Here is a 9,740-nt window from a genome sequence, read left to right on the forward strand (position 1 = left end):
TTGATTTTCAGTAGAAAGACCAATACGATCAGCTAAAGCCTTCATAGCATCATCAACCGACAGGGTTGTATCATAAACACCTTCTGATGCAGCTTCTGAGCGATCTTCTGAAGCATTTACTGTGATATCTTCATTTAAAAAGTGATCAGGTTGAACTGCATTTTCTTCGATTATTTCACGAATAGATGTCAAAATTTCATCCATACTTGGCTCACGTAACACGCTTGAACTCTGTACCATACTTTACAACCTCTCAAAGACGCAACAAAAAGAATCATATTTTCAGTGTATGCAAAAGAATCATAAGATCAACATGACTCTCATGATATTTTCAAAGATGCTTGTTATAAAGAGGGCGCTACGCACAACTTTCTGTACTTAAAAAGAACATCACTACTTTGTTCTTCAGCATATCCAACAACTGATTAACTAATTTTTAAAAAACTAAAATGACTTGAGATCAAAGAGCTATTTTTATTGCATTATCGAATATATTGAATTGTTTTTAAGCCTAGATAATTTGCCGTCAATTTACCAATAGAAGATTGAACGCTATAGCTTGCCACAACAGTATTACGCTCTGCCATTGCAAGCGCAATCTGAGCATTAATCAACTGAGTACGAGAATTTAAAACATCTAATGTTGTTGCCTGCCCTACACGATTTTCTTGAACACGACCTTTAAGAGCGATTTCAGCAGCACGCACACTTTCACGATAAGCAATAACAGACGCGCGTGCAGCTTCCAATTGAAACCAAGCAGAAGTAAGTGCTTGTCTCGTATTACTATGTGCCAAATCGAGTTGAAGTTGCGCCTGTCCAAGCTGTTCCTTCGATTGGCGAATCTGCGCAGACGTACGCCCCCCTTCAAAGAGTGGAACACTCACTGACAATCCGATTGATTTAGAAACGCCACCCTCTCCCGCACCACTATAAATTCGATTATAAGATGCTGTTGCAGAAAAATCAACTTTAGGGAGCAACGCTCCTTCTTTCGCCTTTACTTTGTAACCACTCGCATTGACTAAATATTGAGCATAAAGGATTGCTGGATGCATCACAACACTCATTTGGTAAGCCGTATCAAGGTTGACGGGAAGATCTGTAGCAATGGGTGGGCGTTTTAACTTTTCAGGATCAGAACCAATAACTTGACGATAGACTGCTTCTGCTGCTTTTACATCAGCACGAGCGAGACTCAGCTCTGAAACCGCCACGGAACGGGCAGCTTGAGCTTGAGCAAGATCGACGCGCCCTCCCTCACCCACATCAAATTTTGCTTTATTGGAACGAACTTGCTCTTCAAGAGCTGCTAAATTTTCTCTGCGAAGATCAGCAACACGACGTGCCTGATAGACATTAGCATAAGCCGTCACGGTCTCCAGAAACGTACTTTGTTCAGCATTACGAAGATACTCACGTTGCGCCTGCAGCTTAACTTGAGCTGAAGAAAATATATTTTGCGTGATAAAACCGTCAAATAATCTTTGATTTAATCTGATACCGATAGATCCAGAAGTGACATAAGGACCTGTAAAAGATTTACTCCGCCCATAACTCCCAATCCCTTCAACTTGTGGTAATAACCCTGATCGTGCAATGACAACGTCATCACTGGATATACGAACAGCCGCCCGTTCACTATTTAACTTAGCATTGTGTTGATAAGCTTTAGAAAAAGCATCCATCAATGTTTCAGCACAAACAGCCTCTGATAAGAAAAGACTCAACACCAGCAAAAAACACGCCTGAAACTTCTTGTTTATTTTAAACGCAACATACACACTAACAAACCCCAAATAAATAATAGAATTATCTTCTATTGATAAAACGAACAAGCACTAAAATACAAAATCAGCTTTTTTTAAAAAACAAGGAAGAGGCTTTACAGCGAGATTAAAAGCACGACGTGCTGAAATGATTCCATCTTCTTTGAAGTAGATTCGTGCTACAGCAGCATTTCCATGCCCTTCAACCACAATAAGGCGTCCACTATCCTTCATTTGATCAAAGATACCTTGTGGAATAAAATCAACAGATCCTTCAATAAAAATCACATCATAAGGTCCCTCAACGGCATATCCCTCTTCTAATGGACCATGAATAACAACCACATTATCACATTGATTATGCTCCAAAGCTTCAAGAGCACACTCAAAAAGAGACTTATTACTTTCCAAGGCAATCACAGACCCTGCAAGCTTTGAAAGCAAGGCAGCACAATAACCACTATTTGCACCAATATCTAAAACAACATCTGATGATTTTACAGCAGCAAGCTGTAATAATTTTGCAAGAGATGCTGGCTTCATCAAATAGCGTGCAGAAACCTCATCTTGCACTGGAGATAAAACAATATCGGTATCAAGATAGCTTAGTGCTTTCATATCTTCCGATACAAAATCTTCACGAGATATCGTTAAAAAAGCTTCAAGCACTGATAAATCCGTTACATCGACTGTACGAATTTGATTGTCAACCATTTTGCGACGAAGCTCAGCAAAATCTGCAACCATAACGACTATTTTCTCCTAACCTACAAAAAACAAACAAAACAGTAACAATGACGGACTAAGATCTCTTAAACTATGGATGTTACAAAAAAATACGACAGCCAACAACCTGATTCTAATAGTATAATCTCTCACACAAAAGTGTCTTTACAAGTGCTGGAGGGGAATAATCTCTTTTCTTATACCCCCCTAAAAGCCGTTTCGTTTAAAATCGATTGGAGGCCTCGCCCGGAATCGAACCGGGATACAAGGATTTGCAGTCCTCTGCGTAACCATTCCGCCACAAGGCCTCATCAACAAATATAAAGGTCTCAATAAGGGAAGGTAAAGCATCCGTCAAGGTGTAGAAACCTTCTCTCGCCTTTTTTCTGCTTATTACACAATTTATCATATTTTTTTTAAAAAAAGTAATTTTATCCTTTGCAAATCAGTATTGCTTTGCTATAGCCTCTTCAGCTAAATTATTGAGCACCGTTCCCCGGTAGCTCAGCGGTAGAGCAACCGGCTGTTAACCGGTTGGTCGCTGGTTCGAATCCGGCCCGGGGAGCCACTTCTTTTTTACTCCATTCAGAAAATTCTTTTTATTCGCTTTTAAACGTGAGGGATTCGTTAATAAAGGTGAGGGAATAGAATTTTGAATAAAATAGAAAATATCCTACGGGATGTTTTTTGTAATGAGCACAAAAACAATTTTTTCATTTTAAAGAGAAAACGATTGCACAAGTTTTTTTCTTACTGATTAATTTCAAAATAACTATTTTTTCAAATTACAGCGCCTCTATCAGAGAACACTGTAATTTTGGGCACGTTATAGTTTACGATTTCTTTTATGAGAGAGAATTATTCAATGCCATTAGTAATGAAAAAGCTTTCGTATAACCTTTGTTTCCCAACCCAAAAATAATTTTTACTCAATAAAACAATTAAACTCAAAAATCTGCTCTTGAAGCAATCATTTTGAAAAATGGAAAACAACAATCAAAATCAACTATATTATCGCCATACACCCCATACATCCTCCCTGAAAGCAGAAACTCCCAACCAAAAAGTTTGAAAAGTCCAGCTTCTTATCTGGCTGGTTCCTCCTACTTATCAATTCATAAACTCCACAAACAGTCCTTAGCCTTGAATATTCATCACACTTTCATAAAAACACTGAATGCGTAAAACTTTATAGGCTTTATATCATGCTCCTAAACAAAAGTGTTTTTACAGTGCAAACAGTATAACAATCTAAGTTGTGAAGAATGCTGTAAAAACCTTCAACAAATCATGGACGTTTTCTCCATCGTTTTTATCCATTGTCTTATGAATCTACGCACATATTTAGAGACGTCTCTTAAATCTCCCAAACCCATTTCACAATGGCTCCCGTAAATGGTATAAAATAAAATCCACGGATGAAGTACCATCTTTGCCCCACAATAAAAGCCATATCACCATACTATTTTCTAACACTCAGTGTTAGAAAATATTCATTTTTTTACAATAACTTACAAGAATAATTTTATTAATTTCTTAAATTTTGATCCCCACGACAATCTCGTTTGTAACATGCAAACATAGTTCTAATGAATCAATACAAACAGATTCAAAATGAGAAAATTTTACAATATAGATGGACATGTTGAATATATAAAACAATCATTTATCATTAGATAATCAAATTTTTAAATTAAAAGTTACCACTAAAGATAAAACACATCTTTTATATAAACAAAACTTATCTTTATTTATATTTGTTAAAATGGAAATAAAGCCAATAAATAATTACCTCTACGAAAAGACTCTTTTTTCAAAAGATTTTTAATCAATCCAAACAATTCAGAGGTTTTCATTTTTAAAAAATGAAAACCTCTGAAAGCCTCTCTTGTTCTGACAAGAAGGTCGTATATTTCTTTTTAATTGAGGAAAAATCGATAAAAGTAAAAAACTCCTAGGACATGACTTCTTTTCAAGATTTTATTAAGCGGCTTTCTTGACTGACTTGCGAAAACGAAAAGACTTTGCACGTTTTGCAGCTACTTTTGCTTTTTTATGCCTCTCATTTGGAGATAAAGAATTCTTCTGCTGTGACCGTGTAGCATCATCTTTTTGATCTAAAAAACATTTCTGACGTTTAGATTTTTTTAAACGGCGTTTTTTATTGTTTTCTTTTTCTCCACTTTCTAGCACAATGGGCTTTTCTGGAAATGCTGCAAATTGCTCTGGCACAGTTTCAGACACCAATTGCATACGAAGCAAACGCTCTACAGCACGCAACCGTATCCTTTCTATCGTTTCATCAAAAAGCGTAAGTGCTTCACCAGATGCACCATTGCGTCCTGTACGACCAATACGATGGATATAACTTTCAGCTTCATCTGGTAAGTCGTAATTAATAACATGGCTTATCCCTGGTATATCAATACCACGTGCAACAATATCTGTTGCAACAAGAATCTGTACCGATCTTTCACGAAAAGCTTTTAAAGCAGATTGGCGAGCACCTTGTGATTTATTCCCATGAATTGTTGCAACTAAATAGCCTATCTTTACTAAATGACGGGTGACAGCATCAGCCCCATGTTTGGTTCGAGTAAAAACAATAACCGAATCAAAAGCTGGATTTGTCAAAAGTTTACTTAAAACATTCTTTTTTTCACTGGTAGGAACACAATATAATTTCTGGGTAATCTCTACAGCTGGAGTACCTTGAGGGACAACTTCAATCTTAACCGGATCATCGAGTAAACACTTTGCGAGCGCAGCAATTTCTTTCGGCATTGTCGCAGAAAAAAGGGCTGTCTGACGCTCTTGAGGCAAAAGCTTCGCAATTTGCTTAACATCATGAATAAACCCCATATCCAACATACGGTCTGCTTCATCCAAAATTAAAAAACGAGATTGAGAAAGATCAACACACTTTTCACGAACAAGATCTCTTAAACGCCCTGGGGTCGCTATCAAAACATCCACACCTGCTTCCATACGTTTAATTTGTTTTAAACGCGATACCCCCCCAAAAATAAGACACGTCGAAAGATGTGCTCCTTTCGCCACAGTACGAATCGCTTCATCAATCTGAACAGCGAGCTCACGCGTTGGAGCTAGAATCAAGGCGCGTGCAGTTTTAGGACAGCGTTTATCACCCAAAGCCAAAATCTGACTTAAAATAGGTAAGGAAAAGGCCAAGGTTTTTCCAGAACCTGTCTGTGCAATTCCTAAAATATCGTGTCCTTTCAACATCACTGGAATAGCTTGTTCTTGTATAGGTTTAGGTTTACTCATCCCAGCAATGTGTAAATTTTTAATCAAAAGAGTAGGCAAACCTAACTTTTTAAAAACATCTTCTTTTTTTATAGGCAAAATAAAATCTTTCCTCAGCTGAAGAACTTTCACGAAGTAACCAGCTGAACTCTCCACTCAAGGATCCACGCAAGATAAATCCTTGACATCTTAAACAAAGCAACGCTTGAAAAGCGACCTGCGCAACTCATGAATACCTTGGAACAAGGCAAAGGCATATAACTCTACTTTACAAAAAGCCAAAAAACCAGCCTAATACCTTCCCTCTCATTATCCTTGGATTATGATAAAAAATCAAGAGCTTTATAAAATGCATTTATTGCGACAAAAAAATATTTAAATCGTTTATTTCTTGATAATCGTCTCCATCGGTAAATGTACCTTGATAAAATCAGGATAAATCTCGAGAAAAATTGGATTTTGTAAAGTTTTTTGCCCCCCATAAATTAAATACCATTGGGTTTTATCAAAAATGGCCAAAGTTTTATATTGAATAATGCGATCCTTAAGTTCAAGAACCGTTGGAATTAAAGCATATAAAGTACCGTTGCCCGTCTGAAGATACTCTATATTTTCTTTATCTAAATAATAAGCCCCAGAAGGCAAATTCTCAAATTGCCTATGCAACTGTTGAAGAAAATCATCACGCAAAGCATCCTCTGTTTTATTCAATCGACGTGCCATCTCTTTATAAAGCCGCTCAGGCATATAATGCGATATAAGCGAAAAATCCCCGTTTTTTATAGTATTATTAACATCAACAACTATTCTTGACAGTTCAGTTTTTTGCATTGTTGTGGGCTGAGATGCTAAACTTTGTTGATGAACAATCAAAAAGAAAAAGAGACTCAGCACAAAATAAAAAATAGATCTCATTTTTATACTTCTTGTTTTCGTAAAATTTCAATTTTTCAAATAACAAAATCAAATAACGTTTGATCATCAGTAATATCACGATAGCGCCAACCTAACGCTTGAAAGTTTTCCTCTAAAAGATGAAAATTATTGTATTTTTTCGTTTCAATTGCAACCAATACAGAACCAAAGTTTCTCGCTGATTTTTTTAAGATATTCAAAACGCACAATATCATCATCCGGTGATAATGTGGAAAGAAAATGACGCAATGCACCAGGATGTTGCGGAAAACTAAAAATAAAATATTTTCTCAAGCCTTGGAAACGTAAAGAACGCTCTTTAATCTCTGGCAAACGTTCAAAATCAAAATTACCTCCTGAAATAACGAGAAGAATTTTTTTTCCCTTTAACTCTTGGCATGGAATACTGTTAAGCGCATCAATTGATAAAGCACCAGCCGGTTCAAGAACCACCCCTTCAACATTAAGCATTTCAACCATTGTAGAACAAACACGATTCTCAGGAACTGTAATGACAGTGTCAGGAGAAAATTGCTTAAGAATTGTATAGTTTAGTGCACCAATTTCAGCCACAGCAGCTCCATCCACAAAAGTGTCAATATTTTCCAGTTTGACCCGTTTTCCGCTCTCCAAACAAGCAAGCAAGCTTGCAGCTCTTTGGGGCTCAACAAAACGCAGCTTTGTATTCCAACCATATTCACGTAAAAACTTACTTATCCCACTTGCCAAACCACCTCCCCCTACCGGCACAATCATTAAATCCGGCTCACTTTCTCCATTGAGTTTTTTCCATTGCAAAGCAGCTTCGCAGAGCACCGTTGCCTGCCCCGTAATAATGCGAATATCATCAAAAGGAGGCGCCATCACACCACCGCTCTCCACGACAAAAGATTGCGCAGCTTCATAGCATTGATCAAATGTTCCACCCACCAAACGAATATCGATAAACTCTTTACCAAAAATACGTGTCTTCTCAATTTTCTGTTGTGGCGTTGTCATGGGCATAAAAATCACACCTTTACGTTTAAAATAACGACAAACAAAAGAAACCCCTTGCGCGTGATTCCCCGCTGAAGCGCATACAAATGCAGAATCTGACTCTATACTGCCCAGCATTTCTGAAACAAAATTGAAAGCACCACGAATCTTATAAGACCGCACCGGTGTTAAATCTTCACGCTTCAAATAAATTTCTGCATCATATTTTTGGCTTAAAAAATCATTTCTTTGAAGGGGTGTTTCAGCAAACACATGATGCAATCCCACCATAGCTTTTGTAACGTCTTGAATAAATTTACTCATAACACTGATCATTTCATGCTTTATTTATATTATACAGGCTTCTTCTAGCGATAAAAAAAAATAATTGTCAGTCAAAATTTCACTAAAAAAAATGAAAATTTCTTCTTTTGTCATTAATTCTTGATTCAATAAAAGATATAGCTTATGAGAGAACTCTCATTGCGGACGTGATGAAAACGGTAAACATAGCAGACTTAAAATCTGCCGGTCGAAGACCTTGCGGGTTCAAGTCCCGCCGTCCGCACCATTATATGCATTTTTTTTGTTTTCTAATCGTTTTGGAATAAAGCAGCGATCTTTAGACAATGCTATAACGATATGATCAAATGAAACGGTAATAATGTGAAAAGTGGATCGCCCTTTCTTTGCAAACAAATATTTTAGCCATACTTTATGAATCAAAAAAATTCATTCTTAATCATTTCAGAATCTAAGCAACTCTTCCTTACCTCCTCATCATCACTCAAAGTCAAAGACTTTTTCTTCACCATAAAGTAGAATTTACAATGCATAAGATTTCAAAAGATAAAGGTCCTATCAAAATAGGACCTCTTCAAACTTAAGTTTATTTATTTCCACAAAAACTAAAATTTGTAAGCTATTCCCGCACGAAAATCATTCGTCTTATATTTAACTTCAATCTCGTCTTTAAATTTCTTTTTACCAAAATCCGAGTAACGATATTCCGCACGTACAATAAGATTATCTGTCATCGCGAAATCAACACCACCACCAAGAGTATAACCAATCATCGTTTTTGTAGCATCCGATGTCTTATTAAAAGGCTCAGATCCTGTAATGACTGTCGACAAAACATCTTGAAATTGTCCATAAGCAATACCACCAGCAATATAAGGCATCACACGATGAGCAGAAAATCCAACACGCATCCGTGTGGCACCAGTCCATTTTTGTTTAAAAGTATGATTAAAAGTCAAACTATCCTTTTCTTCTGGAGTCTCTGTATCAGAGCGAGAAAAGCTAGAACTATGCCCTCTGACAAACTGTGCCCTTTTTTGACTTTTTTTCTCTTGACCGTTTTCTTCTGTATCAGTTCCAGAACCATTCTCTTCAGGCTTAGTTCCTTGAGGATTCGAACCACCAGCACTTGATTCAGCAGAATGAAACTTTGTTTTCGTATCCTTTTTTTCCGTTAAAAGGATATCCGTATCAATCCCCACGATAAAATTATTACCGAGATCAAAATTAACACCCGCATAAAATCCACCAATGAAGCCAGAAAGTTCAGGCTTATATTGTTTCTCGACGGGTACCCATGGTTTACTTTTACTCTCCTCATCAGGATAGAGAGGAATATCAACATCACGCGTTGTTGCAGAAATTTTACTTGAAAAGCCACCAATTTGACCCCCAAAATAAAAACCTGACCAAGAAAAAGGTAAAGAAGTAACAACTTCTGAAGCAACATGTATTGGCTCTTGCGGAACCACCACATCTGCAGCTTGTAGTATAGAAGGTGAAATTAAAGAAAAAACAGATGCTGTTATAAATTTCGTATTCATAAAATTATACCCCATTGCTAAATTTAAATATAATAAAAAATCACATTTAGAAAAACAAAGTTTTATAAAATTTTATAAAGAAAAACCGCATGTACTCCTTTGTAGTTACATTTAAATATATCAGCACTAAATATATCATTACATCAAAATAGAAGTTTGGCAAACAAATTTTAATAAATTTAAAATATTATAATATGAATACTTCTATATTTTTAAAAAAATGTATATTTTTAGAAAA

The 9,740-nt window shown here is 36.4% G+C and carries 5 protein-coding genes, 3 tRNA genes and 2 pseudogenes; 2 read left to right on the plus strand and 8 right to left on the minus strand.

Annotation, left to right across the window (positions count from 1 at the left end; all coding sequences use genetic code 11):
- The 4 genes and pseudogenes from BN338_RS00780 to BN338_RS00795 all read right to left on the minus strand — a co-directional run.
- Window positions 1-240: pseudogene (locus BN338_RS00780) on the minus strand (DUF2497 domain-containing protein); the annotation flags it as partial.
- A 242-nt stretch (window positions 241-482) separates the two neighbouring features.
- Entirely contained in the window at window positions 483-1,808 is a 1,326-nt protein-coding gene (locus BN338_RS00785) for a TolC family outer membrane protein (RefSeq protein ID WP_039758177.1), read from the minus strand.
- A 33-nt stretch (window positions 1,809-1,841) separates the two neighbouring features.
- The gene (locus BN338_RS00790) at window positions 1,842-2,516 is read right to left on the minus strand and encodes a protein-L-isoaspartate O-methyltransferase family protein (protein ID WP_039758126.1); all 675 of its coding nucleotides are present in this window, start codon (window positions 2,514-2,516) and stop codon (window positions 1,842-1,844) included.
- Window positions 2,517-2,729: 213 nt separating this feature from the next.
- A tRNA-Cys gene (locus BN338_RS00795) sits at window positions 2,730-2,803 on the minus strand.
- A gap of 185 nt (window positions 2,804-2,988) precedes the next feature.
- Here BN338_RS00795 and BN338_RS00800 point away from each other — a divergent pair.
- A tRNA-Asn gene (locus BN338_RS00800) sits at window positions 2,989-3,063 on the plus strand.
- A gap of 1,415 nt (window positions 3,064-4,478) precedes the next feature.
- Here the strand turns inward: BN338_RS00800 and BN338_RS00805 are convergent.
- The 3 genes and pseudogenes from BN338_RS00805 to ilvA all read right to left on the minus strand — a co-directional run bounded on the left by BN338_RS00805 (window position 4,479) and on the right by ilvA (window position 7,991).
- Entirely contained in the window at window positions 4,479-5,861 is a 1,383-nt protein-coding gene (locus BN338_RS00805) for a DEAD/DEAH box helicase (RefSeq protein WP_244427576.1), read from the minus strand.
- A gap of 285 nt (window positions 5,862-6,146) precedes the next feature.
- Window positions 6,147-6,677: a hypothetical protein gene (locus tag BN338_RS00810; RefSeq protein ID WP_039758129.1), complete on the minus strand. Its 531-nt coding sequence runs from the start codon at window positions 6,675-6,677 to the stop codon at window positions 6,147-6,149.
- 35 nt (window positions 6,678-6,712) lie between these two features.
- A pseudogene (gene ilvA / locus BN338_RS00815) lies at window positions 6,713-7,991 on the minus strand (threonine ammonia-lyase IlvA).
- Window positions 7,992-8,140: 149 nt separating this feature from the next.
- Between ilvA and BN338_RS00820 the strand changes: the two are divergent.
- A tRNA-Leu gene (locus tag BN338_RS00820) sits at window positions 8,141-8,226 on the plus strand.
- A 337-nt stretch (window positions 8,227-8,563) separates the two neighbouring features.
- Here BN338_RS00820 and BN338_RS00825 read toward each other — a convergent pair.
- The gene (locus BN338_RS00825) at window positions 8,564-9,502 is read right to left on the minus strand and encodes an outer membrane protein (RefSeq protein WP_039758131.1); all 939 of its coding nucleotides are present in this window, start codon (window positions 9,500-9,502) and stop codon (window positions 8,564-8,566) included.
- Window positions 9,503-9,740: the final 238 nt, after the last annotated feature.

Origin of the sequence: Bartonella queenslandensis AUST/NH15 (genome assembly GCF_000312585.1) — a bacterium.
In the GTDB taxonomy this organism is placed as follows: domain Bacteria; phylum Pseudomonadota; class Alphaproteobacteria; order Rhizobiales; family Rhizobiaceae; genus Bartonella; species Bartonella queenslandensis_A.